Genomic DNA, 16,919 nt, shown 5'->3' with positions numbered 1-16,919 from the left:
CGTCCGACGGCCGGGCCCAGGCCCGTCCGTCAGCCCACGAGCGCGTCCGGCTTGCCCTTGCTGCGCGGGCGTTCGTCGACCATCTTGCCCCACACGATCATGCGGTACGTACTCGTGAACTCGGGAGTGCACGTCGTCAGCGTGATGTAGCGGCCGGGCCCGGTGAAGCCGGAGCCGGCCGGAACGGGAGCGATCACCCCGACGTTCGAGGGCGCGGTCTGCGGAAGGATGCTCTGCATCTCGTACGTGTAGTACGTGTCCTGAGTCTCGACGACGATCGGATCACCCTGCGTGAGCCGGTTGATGTACCGGAACGGTTCGCCGTGGGTGTTACGGTGCCCGGCCACCGCGAAGTTGCCCTGCTTGTCCTCGGGCATCGCCGTCTTGAGCCTGCCCTCGGCGTAGTGGCCGACCATGCCGCGGTCGAGCACCCGGTGCTTGTCGATGCCCTCGGCGATCGGCACGACGACGTCGAGCTTGGGGATGTGCATGATGGCGAATCCCTGGCCCGGCTCGAACGCGCCCGGGGCGCGGCCCTTCGCCCATTCGTCCTGGATCTTGTTCGCCGCGGCGTTGGCCTGCTGTCCGGCCAGGATGTTGGTCCACCACAGCTGGTACGTGACGAACAGCAGCATCAGGACGCCGATGGTGATGAACAGTTCACCGAAGGCCCGGCTGGCGACCACGGCGGGGCTGTCCTTCGCCGCACGGGCCGCGCGTCGCGCCTCGACGCGGGAGAGGGGCGCGCCCGTTTCCGAGGGCTTCGGCGCCGCAGGCGGGGTGGTCGGCGCGCGTCGTCTGCGGCCCCTTCCCTGTGCCTTGGCCGCCTTACGGCGCTCTGCGCGGCCCCCTGTGGGCCGCTCGGGCTCCGACGGGCCGGTCCCCGGCGTCCGCAGCCCGGAGGTCTCGTCCTCGGGCGGGAAGGACGGCGACGGCACTGCGGCGGTCGGGTGGTCGGCCCCCGGCGCCGGCCGTACCGGGTACCCGGACTCGGCCATGGATTCGGCCCGGTACCGAACCTGGGAATGTTCCTGAACCCCGTCCCGCGCCTGGGGGTACGCCTGCTGTCCGTACCAGTCCTCCTGGTACGCCGCCGCGGGGTACTGGCCGTGATCGGGCCACTCCTCCGGCGTGGACTGCTGCGGCCCGCGCTGTCCGGGAACATCCGGAGCGCGGTACCACGGCGGTCCCCCCTGGCCGTTCACGCCAGGGCCTTGCCCACCACCGGCGCGAGCCCTGCCGATCGGCCCACAGCGCCCGTGTCACCGCATTCCGCCAGCCAGTTGGCCAGCATCAGATGGCCGTGCTCCGTGAGCACCGACTCGGGGTGGAACTGCACACCCTCGACCCGGTGCCGCCGGTGACGCAGACCCATGATGATCCCGTCCTCCGTGCGGGCCGTGACCTCGAGCTCGTCCGGGACGGTCTCCGGTTCCGCCGCCAGCGAGTGGTAGCGGGTCGCGGTGAAGGGAGACGGCAGCCCGGCGAACACGCCCTTGCCCTCGTGCCGCACGGGGGAGGTCTTGCCGTGGAGCAGCTCGGGCGCCCGGTCGACCACCCCGCCGTAGGCCACGGCCATCGACTGCATGCCGAGGCAGACGCCGAAGACCGGGACATCGGTGGCGGCGCAGTGGCGGACCATCTCGATGCACACCCCGGCCTGTTCGGGCGCGCCCGGCCCCGGGGACAGCAGCACGCCGTCGAAGCCGTCCTGCGCGTGGGCCGTGGAGACCTGGTCGTTGCGCACGACCTCGCACTCCGCGCCCAACTGGTACAGGTACTGGACGAGGTTGAAAACGAAGCTGTCGTAGTTGTCGACGACGAGAATCCGCGCGCTCACTGGCCGTCCACCGTCACGTCGTTGAACGGAAGCAGGGGCTCCGCCCAGGGGAACACGTATTGGAAGAGCACGTAGACGACCGCGAGGACCAGCACGAGCGAGATGAACGCCCGCACCCACGCGTTGCCCGGCAGATGCCGCCAGATCCAGCCGTACATGCCGTCCCTTTCCGTTCGGTACGGGACCAGGTTAAAGGGCGCGGGGGGCCCGTGGGTCAGCTGTGGAAAGCTTCCGGCTTGCCGTGGGTCACAGGCCGGGTGGCGTCGAGGTGCGCCCACACGACCAGCCGGTGACTGCTGCCCCACTCGGGATCGCAGGTGGTGAGCGTCAGATAGCGGCCCGGCCCGTCGAATCCGGACTTCGCCGGGACGGCGTCGACGACGCCCACGTCGTCCGGCAGGGTCCGGTAGGGCGTGTTCCGTATCCGGTAGGTGAACCACGTCGTGCCGTCGTTGAGGACGACCGCGTCGCCGGGGCGCAGCCTCGGGAAGTCCTTGAACGGATCACCGTACGTACGGCGGTGGCCGGCCACCGCGAAGTTTCCCGTCGCGCCGAGCCGGGCGCTGCCCGGGTAGTGCCCGAGGCCCTTCGTCAGCGTTCCGGCCCCGGTGCCCTCCAACACCGGCCAGTCCCAGCCGGCTCCGAAGCGCGGCACGTACATGACCGCGAAGGGCCTGCCGCTCTCGTACGGCTTCTCGGCCGGCGGAGCGGGCTCCGGGGCGGGCGGCGCCGAGTCGGCGGGCGGTGGCGCCTCCGGTCCCGAGGGCGCCAACGGCTGCCGTGCCCACTCCTCCTGGAGCCGGACGATCTCGTCGTCCGTCGCGCCTTGGGCCTTCACCCCGGTCCAGAACAGCACGTACGCCACGAACAGGACGATCACGGCGCCGATGGTGATGCACATCTCACTGAACGTCCGGACGATCAGTCGCACCGACACGGGCCGGCCTCCCCGGGGCTACTGCACGGGCTTCGCGTAGTGGAGATCCACTGTGCCCGAGTAGCCGGGGAGAGTCACCGCCTCGCGCTCGTCCACCTTCCAGCCCAGCCCGTACGCCTTCACGTACAGCTGGTAGTTCTGGATCGCGGGGGAGGCGGTGAGCGCCTGCTTGAGCCTGTCCGGGTCGCCGACGGCGGTGACCTTGTACGGCGGCGAGTAGACCCTGCCCTGCAGGATCAGCGTGTTGCCCACGCAGCGCACGGCGCTGGTGGAGATCAGCCGCTGGTCCATGACCTGGATCCCCCGGGCGCCGCCCTGCCAGAGGGCGTTGACCACGGCCTGCAGATCCTGCTGGTGGATGACCAGGTCGTTGGCCTGCGGCTCCGGGTAGCCGGGTGCCGCCTGGGCATTGGGGGGCGCATCATTGAGAGTGACGGAAACCGCCTGGCCGCTGAGCTTCACGGTCCCCGCGGCGGCTTCGAGCGCCCTCAGCTTCTCGTCCTCCGCCTCGGTGGAGCCGTCATCGCGACGGGCGAGGGCGTCGACGTCCTCGCGGACCGCCGACGTGGACTCGTCCAGCTCGGCGTTCTTGTGGCTGCGCTGCTCGATCAGGTCGGAGAGCTTCAGCAGCGAGTCGTCGGTCCGGAGGTTGGTGCCCTTGGCCGTGTTGAAGCTGGTGACGAAGATCAGTCCGGCGAGCGCGAAAACGGCAGCGGTCAGCAGCCGAACCGGTCGCCACGAGAAGCGACGGACCGGCCCACCGGGGGAGTCGGCGGAATTGCTCAACGTACCCTTACCCTTCAGGCGCAGCGGAAGGACTACGCTAACGGACGCCCGGGGGAGGACCAGGTCCCCCTCACCCCCCGCCGGCGCCAGCCACAGTTTCCCCTGCGCGGTCACGCAGCGCATCGACAGGAGAGTCCCTCGTGCCGAAGTCACGTATCCGCAAGAAGGCCGACTTCACGCCTCCGCCGTCCTCGAAGCAGGCGACGAGCATCAAGCTGACGAACCGCAGCTGGGTCGCTCCCGTGATGCTGGCGCTGTTCCTGATCGGGCTCGCGTGGATCGTCGTCTTCTACGTCACCGACGGTTCGCTTCCCCTGAAGTCGCTCGGGAACTGGAACATCGTGGTCGGCTTCGGCTTCATCGCGGGCGGCTTCGCCGTCTCCACCCAGTGGAAATAGCGGCGACCGACGGGAGATCCGGCGGACCGGCCGCTGTCAAGCTCTGCCCCTGAGTTATCCACAGCGTCGTCCACAGATGAGGAAAAGGTCTGACGATCTGTGGATAACTCTCCGGCCGTTGACGCCGATGTGATCACTGGGGCCGTTCCAGCGACGATCGCCCACCCTGTGCGCCCCTTGTCCCCCCTGGGAAAACCCAGGTCAGGGACAGGGGGCACAGCTGTTCCCCACCAGGTGCACAAGATCCGCCACACGCTGTGGACAACTTTGGGGAAAGCTCACGGTCACATGAGCAGCGACTGGGTCCTCAGGACGATGGTGACGACCGAGGCGAGCAGGACCAGCGCACAGACCCCGACCTGCACGAGGGTCCGATGCTCGCGAGGGGCGTGCACCATGCCGAACGCGATCACGGTGCCGCCGATCAGGCCGCCGACGTGGGCCTGCCAGGAGATGCCGCTCATCGTGAAGGTGATGAGCAGGTTCAGCGCCAAGAGCGCGATCACCGGACGCAGGTCGTAGTCCAGGCGGCGCATCAGCACGGCCGTCGCGCCGAGCAGTCCCCAGATCGCGCCCGAGGCACCGAGCGCACCCACGTTCGGCTCCTCCAGCAGATAGACCAGCGCGCTTCCCGCGAGTCCGGAGAGCAGATACAGCGCGAGATAGCGCACCCGCCCGAGTGCCGCCTCGAGCGGACCGCCGAGCCACCAGAGCCCCAGCATGTTGAACACGATGTGCCAGATCTCCTGGTGCAGGAACATCGAGGTCACCAGGCGGTACCACTCACCGTCGGCGACTCCCACGACCTCCTGGATCCGACCGTTGAAAGCAAGCCCGATCAGGCTGAGCCGGTCGGCGATGGTCCGGTCGGCGAGCACCGCGAGGAACACGGCGACGTTGACGCCCAGCAGGATCTTGGTGACGAGACGGGGGTCGCCCGAGGTGACCTCGGCGCCGGCGATCGTGCGTGGACGGCTCGCGGCGGGGGCGTGCCCCGTGCCCGAGCCCGTGCGCACGCACTCCGGGCAGTGGAAGCCGACCGACGCGCTGACCATGCACTCGGGACAGATCGGCCGCTCGCAGCGGGTGCAGCTGATGCCGGTCTCCCGGCCCGGGTGGCGGTAGCAGCCCGGCAGCCCGTGCGCCGCCTGGGGCCGGTCCGGGCTTCCTGGCGCCTGATCCATGAGGTCCCCTCGTCTTCCGCGCGGGCTCCCGCGCAATGCTTCGCCCCGCTCGTCTTACGGACGAGCGGGGCGTAAAGGTTCCCGTACGGAACCCGGCCGCCGCAGAGGATTCCCCCGCGGCTCCCCGGCGGGGTCAGCTCTGCCGGGTCTCGATCACGACGGACTCGATCACCACGTCGTTCAGCGGGCGGTCGGTGCGCGGGTTGGTCGGCGCGCCGGCGATGGCGTCCACGACCTTCCGGCTGGCCTTGTCCGTGACCTCGCCGAAGATCGTGTGCTTTCGGGTCAGCCAGGCGGTGGGGGCCACGGTGATGAAGAACTGCGAGCCGTTGGTGCCCGGTCCGGCATTGGCCATGGCCAGCAGGTACGGCCGGTCGAAGGCCAGGTCCGGGTGGAACTCGTCGGCGAACTCGTAGCCCGGGCCACCGGTGCCGTTGCCCAGCGGGTCGCCGCCCTGGATCATGAAGCCGCTGATCACCCGGTGGAAGACGGTGCCGTCGTACAGCTTGTCCGTCGACTTCTTCCCGGTCGCCGGGTTGGTCCACTCCCGCTCACCCGTGGCGAGCTCGACGAAGTTCTTCACCGTCTTCGGCGCGTGGTTCGGCAGAAGCCGGATGTCGATGTCGCCGTGGTTGGTCTTCAGGGTGGCGTGGAGCTGCTCGGCCACGATCTGCCTTCCGTAAGTCTTCTCTGAGGTCCTCAGATCCTCCCACGGGAGGTCGTGGACGAGGAAAATGACCCGGATGCCCGTCCCGCATGCCGTGGCAGTCCTCAACGGGCATGATTTCGAAAAGGGTGGAAAGGCGGATGGTGCCTTTGCTGGGTCGACAAACGCCCCAGACGCCCGCGAACGCCACCGAGGAGGAGGATCCCGTGACCCGCATGGACAGCGTGCGCGCCGCGACGGACACGGCCAAGGAGAGCGTGCTGCACGCCGCGGAAGTGGTGGCGCCATACGCCGGCACGGCCAAGGACCAGGCCGCGCTCTACGCCCACCAGGCTCGCGTCACCCTCGAGCCCAAGGCGAAGAAGGCCGCACGCCAGGCACGCCATCAGGCCCGCGTCCAGTACAAGTCCCATGTCGCACCGCATGTTCCGCCGCAGGTCGACGACGCGGCTCACCGGGCCGCCGTCATGACCCGGAATGCCGCACGTCAGGCGGCGGACTACACGACTCCGCGCCTCGAGCACGCCGTCGCGGTGGCCCAGCCCGTGGGGCAGGAGGCCGTCACCCGGTCCGCTGCCGCCCTGGCCGCGCTGCGCGGTTCGGTCACGGCCGAGGACATCAAGAAGCTCGCGAAGAAGAACGAACGGCGTGCGAAGTGCGGTCGCGCCGCGAAGGGCGCGGTGGTCGTCGGCGTCGTCGCCGCGGGGCTGTTCGCCGCGTGGAAGTGGTGGGACAAGCAGGCCAACCCGGACTGGCTGGTGGAACCTCCCGCCGCGACCGAGGTCCCGGACGGGTCGGTGTCGTCGGTCGACGAGAGCGAGCAGTCGGTGCTGGACCCGGACGTTCAGGCCAAGCAGGCCGAGAACGAGGCCGAGTCGGACCGTGAGGACCGTCGCTGACGCTTCGGGACGACCGTCACCGGCGTTCTCCTGGGAGGACTGTCACCGGCTGTCCGTACGGGGCCGCTGGTGACGGCCTTGCCGGATCGCTGGTGTGAGGCTTCGGACGCCGACCGGGCACCCGGCCGCAGGAATGGGCCCGTGGACCGGTGGTGCGTCGCTGAGGACCGCAGGCAGCTGTAGCTCTGGAAAGCCGTCATCGGTTCTCCCCGGAAGGGCCGTTGGTGGTCGTGCTCGCGGAAGCCTTCCCGTCCGCCCGTGAGGCCGGTCGGGGCATGACCTTCGAGGGCGGTCGCCGACCGTTCCCGGAGTGCCGTCGTGCGTTCCCCGGATGCCGTCGCCGGCTGCCTGCCGCCAGCTGAGGATCCCGGCCGGTCGGCCTCGGGAGTCCGTCGCCGGGTGTCCTGCGACATCGCCGGTCCGGCTGCTGAGGGGCGTCCTTCACCGATCGCCCGGGCGGCAGGGGTTCCGTCCGCCTGACACCGTCCTGGTCGCGCACGACACTGCGGGCGACGCGTGGTGCCGGACAGCGGGCGCAGGGCGAACCGAGAGCTTCCCGGCGCCTCATGCTGCCGCCGGAACGCGCTCCTCGTCCTCGAAGTACGAGGACTCCCTCTGTGCTTCGGCCGTGTCCCTGACGGTCGGTACCTTCCGGACGGCAGGAGAGGCGCCGTGGGCCTCGGCACGGATCCGCTGCTTGATGGTCGGCGGCAGAGCGCGGTCGCGAGGGGTCCTCTGGCGCACCACCTGGTGCCAGAAGCCGTGCATGACCATGCTCCCGTACGTCCCCGCGGCAGCAGCGGACGACGAGACCGCACCGGCGGGATGCTCATGCGCGCCCGCTCTGTTGCCCGCGCTCCGGGCGCCGGGGACGGTGGGCTTCTGCTCCGCGGGACCCTCGGGCTGACGGGGACCGGCCGACTGCTGGGCGGCCTTGGCGGAGGTGGCGAACCCCAGGGAGGTGAGCAGGGTGACGATCAGGGAGATGAAGGCGGTCCACAAAGAGGTGACCTTGACGGCGGCCATGGCTCCTCGCTTTCGGATTGGGCGTTTTACATACGTTCCTCATGATGTGGATGCACCTCGAAAATCGTGGGACCTCGGCGTCGGGTCGGCGGATCTTCTGATGAACACCACCCGTGCGGCCTACCGCCCCTGAGCGGCCGTCATTCGGGAGCGGGCGCACCTCGCCCCCTTCCTGCCTGCGGAAACGGGCCGCGCCACCGGTCCGGGCAGCGCTTAACGCGGCGGCACGCATCCCGCAACCCGGAGCGGATGCCCCCCACTGCTCCGGACGGGCATCGGGGCGGATCCATGACGGGGAGAGGACAGTGGCCCGGCCTGCCGGCGGGTCCGCGGCCCGGGAGTCCACGCGGTGCGCTGCACGGAGACGCCGCGTTCCGCGGCCGGCGAGCGGACCGGGGACCCCCGGCCGCCGCGGAGGGGCCGTACCGGCCCTCCGTGCTCCGTCCCAGCGGACCCCAGGCATGCAAAATGCCCTCCGACCTGCGTTTCCGCAGCTCAGAGGGCATTTACCGAGTGGAGCCTAGGGGAGTCGAACCCCTGACATCTGCCATGCAAAGACAGCGCTCTACCAACTGAGCTAAGGCCCCGGAACGGAGACCAGAGTACCGGGTAACCCCCGGGATCTTCCAAAAGGATTGGGGCTCCCGGTATCCGACCACTCTCCGTAAGATGCTCGTCGGGTTCGCATCAGCGAAGCCACGCCAGGGGAAGCGATGGGGAGACGCACATGGATGCAGCACAGCAGGACACGGCCGCGAGAGCCAGAGAGCTCCAGCGCAGCTGGTACGGGGAGCCACTGGGGGCGCTCTTCCGCCGGCTCATCGACGATCTGGGCCTGAACCAGGCCCGTCTTGCTGCGGTGCTCGGGCTGTCGGCTCCGATGCTGTCCCAGCTGATGAGCGGCCAGCGGGCCAAGATCGGCAATCCGGCGGTCGTCCAGCGCGTCCAGGCCCTTCAGGAGCTGGCCGGTCAGGTCGCCGACGGCAGCGTCAGCGCGGCCGAGGCCACGGACCGCATGGACGAGATCAAGAAGTCCCAGGGCGGCTCCGTGCTCACCAGCACCGGGCAGTCCACGACGAGCTCGGGAGCGCCGACCGTGCGCCGGGTGGTGCGGGAGATCCAGTCTCTGCTCCGTTCGGTGGCGGCGGCCGGCGACATCATCGACGCGGCGGACTCGCTCGCCCCGACCCATCCGGAACTGGCAGAGTTCCTCAGGGTGTACGGCGCCGGGCGCACCGCGGAGGCGGTCGCCCACTACGAGTCGCACCAGAGCTGATCGCAGCAGGGCGCGGGCGGCCGAACGGCCGGTGGCCGGGAAGCACGCTGGACGAAGCAGGACGCCGGAACAGGGAACCGGGAGCGGGCGCAGCGCAATGGGTGAGGTCTTCGCTGGTCGGTACGAGCTGATCGACCCGATCGGACGCGGTGGAGTCGGCGCCGTATGGCGCGCCTGGGACCATCGGCGGCGGCGGTATGTGGCCGCCAAGGTCCTGCAGCAGAGCGACGCCCACTCGCTGCTTCGCTTCGTCCGCGAGCAGGCGCTCCGCATCGATCACCCGCACGTCCTCGCCCCGGCCAGCTGGGCCGCGGACGACGACAAGGTGCTGTTCACCATGGATCTGGTGAGCGGCGGGTCGCTGGCGCACGTCATCGGCGACTACGGCCCACTGCCGCCGCGGTTCGTCTGCGCCCTGCTCGACCAACTGCTGTCCGGGCTCGCCGCGGTGCACGCTGAGGGGGTCGTGCACCGCGACATCAAGCCCGCGAACATCCTGCTGGAGGCCACCGGCACCGGGCGGCCGCATCTGCGGCTGTCCGACTTCGGCATCTCCATGCGGAAGGGTGAGCCGCGTCTCACCGAGACGAACTACGTGGTGGGGACGCCCGGTTACTTCGCGCCCGAGCAGATGCTCGGCGCGGAGCCCGACTTCCCCGCCGACCTGTTCGCCGTGGGGCTCGTGGCCCTGTATCTGCTCGAGGGCCGGAAGCCCGATTCCCGCGCCCTGGTCGAGCATTTCGCCGCTCACGGCACACCGGGCGCCCCGCAGGGCGTTCCGGAGCCGCTGTGGCAGGTCCTCGCGGGTCTGCTCCAGCCCGATCCACAGGCCCGCTTCCGTACCGCGACCGGCGCGCGGAAGGCGCTCACCTCGGCCGTGGAGCTGCTACCCGAGCCCGCCATCGACGACGAGCCGGTCGAGATCTTCGACCAACTGGGGCCGCTTCCCGCCGGCTTCGGTCCCGACGGCCCCGTGGAACGGGCCCCGGGCGGCCCGCGCACCGACACCGCGGCGTCCGGGGGACAGACCGTCGCACCCACCGGGCGGACGGAACAGGAGCAGCAAGCCACCCAGGACGACCCGGGCTCGTCGTCGCGCCCGCCCCAACCACAAGCTCAGCCACAGCCGGAGCCAGAGCCAGAGCCACATCAGACCGGCCAGTCCGCGCAGGCACTCCGGGGCGGGCCCGGCACCTACGGCTCGCACGGAGCCCTCCTGCCGTCTCCCTCGGAGACCGGCTCCTTCCATCTGCCCCCGCCGCCCCACCAGCAGGCACCGCCGCAGACCGCGGACCGGCCGCCGGCGCCCGGACAGCCCGGCGCCCCCGCACCCGCGTCCATCCATGCCGTCTCCCCCCATCAACATCAGCCGCCCGCTCGGCACGCGGCACAGGACTTCGCCCAGGCGCCGACAGCCGCGGTTCCCCACGAACAGCCCCTCACCCGTCAGTACACCGCCCAAGGCCAGCAGGTTCCGGGGCAGGCGCATCCAATGCCGTACGCGCCCTCCTACGCCCCCACGTCCGCACCCCTGCCCGCGGCGCGGAAACGACCGGGACCGCCCCCGAAGGTGGCGGTCCCGGTACTGATCGTCGCGCTGATCTGTTTCGCGGTCGGGATCTGGGCCTTCGCCCAGGCCTGAGTGCCGTCGCCGCACTCGGCAGGCGGCATCACCAGGCGGGAGGCGGGCCCTGGTCCGTACGCGCCGTGCCGTCGGCCCGGCCCGTACCCCGCATGTGCCCGGGCCCGTCGGCGGGACCGTAGCCGTAGCCGTACGGAGAACCGGTACCTGGTGGGTGCGACGCACCGGACCCGCTCGCAGGCCCGTGGGTGTGCGCCGGAGCGCCCGCCGGCAGCCGGGGCGTGACGTGCCCCGGCCCTGCGGTGCCGGGCGGGCCACCCTGCGACGACCCACCCTGCGACGATCCGCCCGCACGCCGACGGGCCAGCAGCGTCCAGGCACCCAGCCCCAGGACCAGCGCCGTCCCCATGCCCACACCGGCCACGCCGACGAGCTTCATCGTGTCGCTCTGCTCGGCCTTCTCGCCCTCGGAGACACCGAGGTCGCCCACCGGTTCGGCGTACGGCGGCGCGGGCTTGGCGTCGCCCTCCACGTTGACCCGGAGCGTCACGCCGAACTGGTCCTTGCCGAATTTCTCCGCCAGCTGGGGGTTCAGGCTGACGGCGAGGTAGTAGTCCCCCTTGAGCCGCATGCCTTCCACCTTGTCGCCGCTGCCGAATCGGTTCTCGTAGGCGACCTCCGGCAGCGGATCCAGCGCGGCCTGCTTCTGCCTGCCGTCGTACGACCCCGTCCCGCCGTCCTCGACCAGGCCGCGCACGGGGTTGTACAGCCGCATGGTCAATGCCTCGCTGACGAAGGTGAAGCCCTTGGTGCTCGTACTTCCCAGGGAGGCCGCCCCGAAGATCCTCTGCCCCCAGTCGACCTTGACCCGGTAGAAGTACGTGCGCCCCGCCTCCATCCGGCTCTTCCACTCGCCCTCGGAGATCTCGGCCGCGTCGTTGAAGCCCGTTCCGCCGGCCGCCTCCTTGATCCCGCCACCGGGCAGGCCAGGTGAGGCGGAGGGCCACTGCGTGGGGGCCTCGGTCGGCCCCGCCTGCCTCAGTCCGGGCTCGGTGACGTGCCGGATCTCCAACTCCCAGGCCCCGGAGGCGGCGTCGCCGGCGGACGGGGAGGCCGCGGCACCGGTCCTCTCCACGAGCACGTTGTACGCGCCGCCGTCCTGGCAGGTCGAGCGCCCGTTCCCGATCGTGCGGCTCGCGGCCGCGGCGAGCGGCCTCGCGAACCTGCCCGGTCCCACCTTGTCGTCAGCGCTGCCGCAACTGTTGCCCTGACCGTCCTGGAGCGTGACCTCGATGCCGTCGCTGTACGCGAGCCCGGTCCCCTGTCGGGGAACGGCCACGACCGAGACGTACGCGTTCCGCTCGGCGTCCAGATCGACACGGAAGTTGAGCTTCCCGCCCGGCCCGATCGAGGAGCGGTAGGTCGTGCCCGCCTTGAGCGCCTCGGCGTCGGCGCTGCTCTCCGCGCCCTCGATCCGCTCCGCTCCGGCGCCGAAAACATAGGGATCCTGCTGATCGGCCGCCTGTGCCGGGGCGCCGGCCAGCGCTGCCGCACACACCGCCGCCGCCACGACCGGGGCCACCCCGCGCCCGCTGCGCTGCCTCATCTCCGCGCTTCCCCTTGTCGTCTCCGTCGTCGCGCCGGGACGCCGGCGCGCCCGTGCGGTACTCACAGGTCCGGGTCGTGATCCACAGGGCCGGGCCGCCTGCCGCCGGGGGTGGTCGTGGTGCCGGTCCATCCTGCCCCGCCGCCCGGGCCCCTGTCTTCGCGCGGGTCCGAATCACCGCCGTTGTCACACGCGCACCGATGAGGGGTGCCGCCGAGCACCCGCCTTTACTCATGCAAGGGATCTATTTGCTCAAGCGAATTCAGGATCCCTGCCGGCGGCCCCACGGCGGCCCGAACAGCACGGAGCCCCGGCCGCTCGGCGGCCGGGGCTCCGTCACTCTCAGATTGTCTGCGTCTCACACACCCGAACCTGCGGGCACGGAGTCGGTCGCCTCCGTCCACAGATCCTGCTCGGCGCGATCCGCCTGGATCTGGCGGTACACGAGGAGCCCGCCGATGGCGGCCAGTGCGACCAGGAGAAGCTTCTTCACCGCGCGACCTCGTCTTTCCTTGACGTAGGGGACTTCTGGCGCCCGACTATACACACCGATCGATACCGATCGGTGACCTGCGTACGCCCCGGCCCGAGACCCCCGAGGGGTCAACTTCCCCTCCCGCCACCAGGGATCGCCCTCGCGAGGGCGGCGCACCCCGGCACTCACAGGATGTGAACCGGTGGCCGTACCCCGTCGCCGCCCTCAGGCCCTCTGGGCCGCCCGAGCCCTCCTTGGGCCAGCAGCGCGCAGCCACGGCGCCGGAGACGGCTCTCGGGCCCCGTACCGTCCGTCCGCGAGGACAGGGCGGCGGACGGGCGCCGTCCGCGACCGTGCGGCACGCGGAGAAGGCCTGTCACCGGACCGCCGGCCGGTCGCTTGGTCCACGGCCTCGTACAGGCGCGCGATCTCGTCCGCGAGCTCGCTCGTCCTGATGCCGCCCTTGCCACTGGTGTGGAGTACCGCTCCCGCGACGGACACGGGCACGGGCACCGACAGCCCGAGGAGGCAGAGCAGTTCGACCGGTCGCGCCGGGAAGGGCACGGCCGGCGGAAACCGGATCCCGAGTTGGCCATCACGGCACTCCGGCCGGGCCTCCGTCCGACGCCCTGGCGAGGCGATCCGCCCACCGGATCCTGATGCCGGCCGGGAACGCCGAAGACCCCCAACCGTGATCGGCTGGGGGTCTTCGTGCTGGTGGGGCTAACAGGATTTGAACCTGTGGCCTCATCCTTATCAGGGATGCGCTCTAACCAACTGAGCTATAGCCCCGCCGCGCTGCGCGCTGACTCCTGAAGGTTAGCGCACGTGGGGGGCAGTCCCAAAATCGGTTCTCCGCCCCCCGGGACCTCGGACTATTCGTCCTCGGCCAGCGTGAGCTCCACTCCGCCCACGAACCCGGCGGAGAGGTTGTAGATGAAGGCGCCCAGCGTCGCGAGCGCCGTGGCCAGCACCACGTCGATGACCGCGATCACCGACGTGAAGAGGAGCACCCGGGGGAGCGAGAGGAACGACTGGAGGTCGAAGCCGTTGCTCTCGTTCGAGCCGGTCGCCTCGCTGATCGTCCCGCCGACCGTGGAGAAGACGCCCATGGCGTCCATGACCATCCACAGCACCGCCGCGGCGACGATCGTGCAGATGCCCAGGGCGATCGAGAGCAGGAAGCTGACCTTCATCACCGACCACGGGTCGGCCTTGGCCACCCGCAGGCGGGCCTTGCGCGTCCTGGGCTGTGTGGTCGCCCCGGTGCGCGGCCTGCGAACGGTCGCACCCGCGGCCGTCTGCTGTCCCGAACGCTGCTGGCCGCCCTGCGTCCCCCCAGGAGGGGAGGGGTACGCCTGGGGCGGATGGTACGGCTGGGTTCCCTGCTGCACCGCTTGCTCCCCACCATAGGTTTCGTGCGGGGGCTGCGGCCCCCGGGTGTCGGTCACGGTCATCCCCCTGCCCTCGGCGGGGGCGCCCCCAGCCTGGGAGTACGAGGCGGAGCCACTGGCACCGTTCGCTCCAGAAGCGTCGCCGGCATCGGCCGATCCGGCGCCGGTGGCTCCACTCACGCTCTACTCCTCGTCGTGCTCTCCGGCCGAGGGCTCCGCACCCTGGCCGTTCTCTGCGGCCTCAGCGGCCACGGCAGCCTCGGGGGTCCCGGCCTCGGCGCCCTCTTCGGCGTCCGCGGTCCCGTCGACCTCCTCGGCCTCGCGACCGGCCTCGGCGTTGCGCGCGATGCCCACGACGGCATCCCGCTTGCCGAGATTGATCAGTTGGACGCCCATGGTGTCACGGCCCGTCTCCCTGACTTCATTGACTCGCGTACGAATCACACCACCGGACAGCGTGATGGCGAGGATCTCGTCGGTCTCCTCGACCACCAGCGCGCCCACGAGAGAACCACGATCCTCCACGATCTTGGCGGCCTTGATACCGAGGCCGCCGCGGCCCTGGACGCGGTACTCGTCGACGGCGGTCCGCTTGGCGTACCCGCCGTCCGTGGCAGTGAACACGAAGGTACCGGGCCGCACCACATTCATCGAGAGGAGTTCGTCGCCCTCACGGAAACTCATGCCCTTCACACCCGAAGTGGCACGGCCCATCGGGCGCAGCGCTTCGTCCGTCGCGGTGAACCGGATCGACTGGGCCTTCCTGCTGATCAGCAGCAGGTCGTCCTCGGCCGACACCAGCTCGGCTCCGATCAGCTCGTCGTCGCTGCCGTCCTCGGCCTCGCGGAGGTTGATCGCGATGACACCGCCGGAGCGCGGGGAGTCGTAGTCCTTCAGCGAGGTCTTCTTCACCAGGCCCGCCTTGGTGGCGAGGACCAGGTAGGGCGCGGCCTCGTAGTCGCGGATCGCGAGGATCTCGGCGATCTGCTCGTCCGGCTGGAAGGCCAGCAGGTTGGCGACGTGCTGCCCCCGGGCGTCACGGCCGGCGTCCGGCAGCTCGTACGCCTTGGCCCGGTAGACCCGGCCCTTGTTGGTGAAGAACAGCAGCCAGTGGTGCGTGGTGGAGACGAAGAAGTGGTCGACGATGTCGTCTTCCTTCAGCTTCGTGCCCCGCACGCCCTTTCCGCCGCGCTTCTGCGAGCGGTAGTCGTCGGTCTTGGTGCGCTTCACATAGCCGCCGCGGGTGATCGTGACGACGATGTCCTCCTCGGCGATCAGGTCCTCGATGGACATGTCGCCGTCGAAGGGCACGAGCTTGGAGCGCCGGTCGTCGCCGAACTTCTCGACGAGGGCGGCCAGCTCCTCACTGACGATGCCGCGCTGCTTCTCCGGAGAGGCGAGGATCTGGTTGTACTCGTTGATCTTCGCCTGCAGCTCGTCGTGCTCCTGCACGATCTTCTGGCGCTCCAGGGCGGCCAGCCGTCGCAGCTGCATCTCGAGGATCGCGTTGGCCTGGATCTCGTCGATCTCCAGCAGGCCCATCAGGCCCCCGCGCGCGACCTCGACCGTGTCACTGCGCCGGATCAGCGCGATGACCTCGTCGATCGCGTCGAGCGCCTTGAGCAGACCGCGCAGGATGTGGGCGCGCTCCTCGGCCTTGCGCAGCCGGAACTTCGTCCGGCGGACGATGACCTCGATCTGGTGCGTCACCCAGTGGCGGATGAACGCGTCCAGTGACAGCGTGCGCGGCACCCCGTCGACCAGGGCCAGCATGTTGGCGCCGAAGTTCGTCTGCAGGTCGGTGTGCTTGTACAGGTTGTTGAGGACGACCTTCGCGACGGCGTCTCGCTTCAGCACGATGACCAGGCGCTGACCCGTGCGGGACGAGGTCTCGTCACGGACGTCGGCGATGCCGCCGATCTTGCCGTCCTTCACCAGGTCGGCGATCTTCTGCGCGAGGTTGTCCGGGTTGGTCTGGTACGGAAGCTCCGTGACCACCAGGCACTGGCGGTTCTGGATCTCCTCGACCTCGACGACCGCGCGCATCGTGATGGAGCCGCGGCCGGTGCGGTACGCCTCCTCGATGCCCTTGCGACCGACGACCAGGGCACCGGTCGGGAAGTCCGGGCCCTTGATCCGCTCGATCAGCGCGTCGAGCAGTTCCTCGTGGGTGGCCTCCGGGTGCTCCAGCGCCCACTGGGCACCGGCCGCGACCTCGCGCAGATTGTGCGGCGGGATGTTGGTGGCCATACCGACGGCGATACCGGCGCTGCCGTTGACCAGCAGGTTCGGGAAGCGGGACGGCAGGACCGTCGGCTCCTGGTTGCGGCCGTCGTAGTTGTCCTGGAAGTCGACGGTCTCCTCGTCGATGTCCCGGAGCATCTCCATGGACAGCGGCGCCATCTTGCACTCGGTGTACCGCATGGCCGCCGCCGGGTCGTTGCCCGGGGAGCCGAAGTTTCCGTTCGAGTCCACCAGCGGCATCCGCATCGACCACGGCTGCGCGAGACGGACCAGCGCGTCGTAGATCGAGGAGTCGCCGTGCGGGTGGTACGTACCCATGACGTCACCGACGACGCGGGCGCACTTGTAGAAGCCCTTCTCGGGCCGGTAGCCGCCGTCGTACATCGCGTACAGCACACGGCGGTGGACGGGCTTGAGGCCGTCCCGCACGTCGGGCAGCGCACGCGACACGATGACGGACATCGCGTAGTCGAGGTAGGAGCGCTGCATCTCCGTCTCGAGCCCCACGGGCTCGATCCGCAGCTGCTGGCCTTCCTCTTCGGTTCCGGTGGTGACGGGAGCGGGGGTGTCGCCGTTGGGGACAGGGGTCTCGTCGGCCATTGCTG

The 16,919-nt window shown here is 70.2% G+C and carries 16 protein-coding genes and 2 tRNA genes; 4 read left to right on the top strand and 14 right to left on the bottom strand.

Annotated elements, in window-relative coordinates; all coding sequences use genetic code 11:
- Positions 1-29 precede the first annotated feature (29 nt).
- The 5 genes from BLT82_RS17135 to BLT82_RS17115 are packed head-to-tail and all read right to left on the bottom strand — an operon-like array spanning position 30 to position 3,563.
- The gene (locus tag BLT82_RS17135; RefSeq protein WP_093655654.1) at positions 30-1,205 is read right to left on the bottom strand and encodes a class E sortase; all 1,176 of its coding nucleotides are present in this window, start codon (positions 1,203-1,205) and stop codon (positions 30-32) included.
- Positions 1,202-1,840, bottom strand: a complete 639-nt coding sequence (locus tag BLT82_RS17130) for an aminodeoxychorismate/anthranilate synthase component II (RefSeq protein ID WP_093655652.1) — start codon at positions 1,838-1,840, stop codon at positions 1,202-1,204. The genes BLT82_RS17135 and BLT82_RS17130 overlap by 4 nt, the downstream gene beginning before the upstream one ends.
- A complete protein-coding gene (locus tag BLT82_RS37170; protein WP_093655650.1) occupies positions 1,837-1,998 on the bottom strand; it encodes a hypothetical protein in 162 nt (53 codons plus the stop codon). The genes BLT82_RS17130 and BLT82_RS37170 overlap by 4 nt, the downstream gene beginning before the upstream one ends.
- A gap of 56 nt (positions 1,999-2,054) precedes the next feature.
- Positions 2,055-2,777: a class E sortase gene (locus BLT82_RS17120; protein WP_093655648.1), complete on the bottom strand. Its 723-nt coding sequence runs from the start codon at positions 2,775-2,777 to the stop codon at positions 2,055-2,057.
- An 18-nt stretch (positions 2,778-2,795) separates the two neighbouring features.
- Positions 2,796-3,563: a DUF881 domain-containing protein gene (locus tag BLT82_RS17115; protein WP_167746030.1), complete on the bottom strand. Its 768-nt coding sequence runs from the start codon at positions 3,561-3,563 to the stop codon at positions 2,796-2,798.
- Between the two features lie 140 nt (positions 3,564-3,703).
- Between BLT82_RS17115 and crgA the strand changes: the two genes are divergently transcribed.
- Positions 3,704-3,961, top strand: a complete 258-nt coding sequence (gene crgA / locus BLT82_RS17110) for a cell division protein CrgA (protein WP_093655646.1) — start codon at positions 3,704-3,706, stop codon at positions 3,959-3,961.
- A gap of 284 nt (positions 3,962-4,245) precedes the next feature.
- Here crgA and BLT82_RS17105 read toward each other — a convergent pair whose 3' ends face one another.
- Both BLT82_RS17105 and BLT82_RS17100 read right to left on the bottom strand, forming a co-directional pair.
- Positions 4,246-5,145: a rhomboid family intramembrane serine protease gene (locus BLT82_RS17105; protein ID WP_093655644.1), complete on the bottom strand. Its 900-nt coding sequence runs from the start codon at positions 5,143-5,145 to the stop codon at positions 4,246-4,248.
- 133 nt (positions 5,146-5,278) lie between these two features.
- Positions 5,279-5,812: a peptidylprolyl isomerase gene (locus tag BLT82_RS17100; protein WP_093655641.1), complete on the bottom strand. Its 534-nt coding sequence runs from the start codon at positions 5,810-5,812 to the stop codon at positions 5,279-5,281.
- 206 nt (positions 5,813-6,018) lie between these two features.
- Between BLT82_RS17100 and BLT82_RS17095 the strand changes: the two genes are divergently transcribed.
- A complete protein-coding gene (locus tag BLT82_RS17095) occupies positions 6,019-6,711 on the top strand; it encodes a DUF5324 family protein (protein WP_093655640.1) in 693 nt (230 codons plus the stop codon).
- A 564-nt stretch (positions 6,712-7,275) separates the two neighbouring features.
- Here BLT82_RS17095 and BLT82_RS17090 read toward each other — a convergent pair.
- Positions 7,276-7,737: a DUF6344 domain-containing protein gene (locus BLT82_RS17090; protein WP_093655637.1), complete on the bottom strand. Its 462-nt coding sequence runs from the start codon at positions 7,735-7,737 to the stop codon at positions 7,276-7,278.
- A gap of 514 nt (positions 7,738-8,251) precedes the next feature.
- Positions 8,252-8,324: transfer RNA gene (locus tag BLT82_RS17085), tRNA-Ala, on the bottom strand.
- Between the two features lie 140 nt (positions 8,325-8,464).
- Here BLT82_RS17085 and BLT82_RS17080 point away from each other — a divergent pair.
- Positions 8,465-9,013, top strand: coding sequence for a helix-turn-helix domain-containing protein (locus BLT82_RS17080; RefSeq protein WP_093655635.1), 549 nt, complete (start codon positions 8,465-8,467; stop codon positions 9,011-9,013).
- A 97-nt stretch (positions 9,014-9,110) separates the two neighbouring features.
- The gene (locus tag BLT82_RS17075; protein WP_093655633.1) at positions 9,111-10,655 is read left to right on the top strand and encodes a serine/threonine-protein kinase; all 1,545 of its coding nucleotides are present in this window, start codon (positions 9,111-9,113) and stop codon (positions 10,653-10,655) included.
- 28 nt (positions 10,656-10,683) lie between these two features.
- On the opposite strand, the gene BLT82_RS17070 is transcribed toward BLT82_RS17075, so the two are convergent.
- From BLT82_RS17070 to gyrA, 5 genes are all read right to left on the bottom strand, one after another.
- Positions 10,684-12,201 (bottom strand): hypothetical protein, encoded by a 1,518-nt coding sequence (locus tag BLT82_RS17070; RefSeq protein ID WP_244292015.1) that lies wholly within the window; start codon positions 12,199-12,201, stop codon positions 10,684-10,686.
- A gap of 358 nt (positions 12,202-12,559) precedes the next feature.
- Positions 12,560-12,694, bottom strand: a complete 135-nt coding sequence (locus tag BLT82_RS37585) for a DLW-39 family protein (protein ID WP_003958712.1) — start codon at positions 12,692-12,694, stop codon at positions 12,560-12,562.
- Positions 12,695-13,391: 697 nt separating this feature from the next.
- Positions 13,392-13,468 (bottom strand) — tRNA-Ile (locus BLT82_RS17060).
- Between the two features lie 83 nt (positions 13,469-13,551).
- The gene (locus BLT82_RS17055) at positions 13,552-14,127 is read right to left on the bottom strand and encodes a DUF3566 domain-containing protein (protein WP_093655718.1); all 576 of its coding nucleotides are present in this window, start codon (positions 14,125-14,127) and stop codon (positions 13,552-13,554) included.
- A 126-nt stretch (positions 14,128-14,253) separates the two neighbouring features.
- A complete protein-coding gene (gyrA, locus tag BLT82_RS17050) occupies positions 14,254-16,914 on the bottom strand; it encodes a DNA gyrase subunit A (RefSeq protein WP_093655631.1) in 2,661 nt (886 codons plus the stop codon).
- Positions 16,915-16,919: the final 5 nt, after the last annotated feature.

The organism is Streptomyces wuyuanensis, assembly GCF_900103455.1.
GTDB classification, from domain to species: Bacteria; Actinomycetota; Actinomycetes; order Streptomycetales; family Streptomycetaceae; genus Streptomyces; species Streptomyces wuyuanensis.
Note: the sequence above shows the minus strand (reverse complement) of the source record. Positions and strands in the feature narration are given on the sequence as shown.